Source organism: Alkalibaculum bacchi, assembly GCF_937875145.1.
Taxonomy (GTDB): Bacteria; Bacillota; Clostridia; order Eubacteriales; family Alkalibacteraceae; genus Alkalibaculum; species Alkalibaculum bacchi_A.
Genome location: NZ_CALNCS010000239.1, coordinates 1 through 1941, shown reverse-complemented (window position 1 = coordinate 1941; position 1941 = coordinate 1). Strand labels below are relative to the sequence as shown.

Here is a 1941-nt window from a genome sequence, read left to right as displayed (position 1 = left end):
GAGAAGATGCAAGATAATCTTCCGCCTCTTTAAATTCAGTGTAAAAGGAATTAAAATTATTTGCATTAATCCTTGAAGCAATGAGAGCAATTCCATATGCAGCTGTTACACCGATAGCAGGTGCCCCACGGACACGCAATTTTTTAATAGCATCCCATATTTCTTCTTTAGTACGAAGATTAATACGTTTAATTGTTCCAGGAAGTAAAGTTTGATCAATAATATCCAGAGCAGTTTTATCTTTATTTATACGTACCGTTATTACTTTATCGAAAAATTTTTCAACGTCCATATCTATCTCCTTTTATTAATATAGCTTCTTTTATATTTAAGGAGTAATGTTGCATAATCTAAAAATCGTTAGAACGATAGCAAGTTTATAAATCATTTTCAGTATCTTTTATTTTATACTCAGAGGGTTGCCTTAGCCGCCTTTTTAGCTCGTTTAATAGCTTGAACGAAATCTGCGCCTGACCGAAATGAACCCTGATGTAGGATATAATCCTTGCCTACAAAAATATTAATTCGTTCAGCAAGCAGACGTTTCTTCTCATCTTTAATACTTGTAACATCAGCAACATTTGCTAAACCTACTGTACGGCGATGAAGTTCAGTACCAGCATATCCTGCAGTATCGTTAAGCAAATCGTTTAAATACCACTTTTTAAAACCTTTTACTTTAGCCATAGGCTCAGAAGCTAATTCATTAAATTTTTTATTATATTTTTTAATAAAAAGATCTACTATTTGCTCAATAGTTTCAAGAGTCCAATCACAAAATACATTATCATCGGTGGCAAGTCCGTTATCATAAGCAAATATCATATTTGCAATTATATTACCTGTATCGTAACCAATAGGGGCATAAGTACCAAACTCAGAATCAAATACTTTTGTCTTGTCTTGACGAACAAAGATCGAACCTGTGTGTAGATCACCTTGGATAAGCGATTGAGCATTAGTCATAAACTTAAACTTGAGCTTCGCAACTTCAAGATGTAGATCCTCGTCTTCGTAAAGCTGTTCTTTAACAAATTCAGCATTAGGAGCAAATACATTATTACGGTGGTTAATATCGTTATATGGCTCCATGAATACAAGCTTCTCAGTAATATCACAAAGATCAGGAGAGATAAATTTCTTGACGAGTTCTTTTTTCTCTCGATGGTCCATTACAACATCACTGCTGCACAAAAGCGTATCAACCATAAAAGACGAAATATCTTCTGCAAAATGAGGGAAAGTCTCATGTTTAAGCATGGCATCGCGCATCACTTCAAAATCAGAGCAATCCTCCATACCACAAGCGCACATTGTCGTATCATAAAAATAAATGTGTGGCACGCTATTGGGAGCAAGTTTATCCTCTATTTGAAGAATTTCTGATTCCAAGCGGTTGCGATCAGTAGACGGTTTCATATCTTTCGAAATACGTGATTCGAGACCTGCCTGCTTGATATATACAGAATGACCCTTATCATCAAATACACGAAAAACATAATTTAAATTACCGTGTTCCGCAGGAATAATCGCTTTGATTGAGTTTTTATCCCAACCAATTTCTGGAGTCTTCATGAGAGCATACTCAACAACATCTTTGACATTCATTTCAAAATACTTATCAAATCGCGACATACTAAATCCTCCTTTTTGATTAACGCCTTAGAAAGACTTAAAAAGTAATTTGCTCCTATAATCTCATTTATTATTCTGATATAAATTTTTTTAAAACATTTATATAAAATTTTATAAATTCAAGTTAATTTTACTGGGATATTCCCACTCAGAAAGTTCAGTTTGTGAAAAACTATCCGGCTCTTCGCCATGCGATATGACAAGTGCGTTGTAATAAAGATGTGCAACCTCTTCTACATAGGAAATTTTAAGATAGGCTTCTTCTATACTGCTTTTATCAAAAGCCACAGCACCATGCTTTTCAAG

Annotated in this window: 1 protein-coding gene and 2 pseudogenes; all 3 read right to left on the bottom strand. The window is 34.3% G+C overall.

The features are described 5' to 3' along the window. A pseudogene (gene mtnA, locus Q7P22_RS13660) lies at positions 1–292 on the bottom strand (S-methyl-5-thioribose-1-phosphate isomerase); the annotation flags it as partial. A gap of 119 nt (positions 293–411) precedes the next feature. Beyond that, a complete protein-coding gene (mtnK, locus tag Q7P22_RS13655) occupies positions 412–1635 on the bottom strand; it encodes an S-methyl-5-thioribose kinase (RefSeq protein ID WP_303864975.1) in 1224 nt (407 codons plus the stop codon). Positions 1636–1746: 111 nt separating this feature from the next. Next, positions 1747–1941, bottom strand: a pseudogene (locus Q7P22_RS13650) (class II aldolase/adducin family protein); the annotation flags it as partial.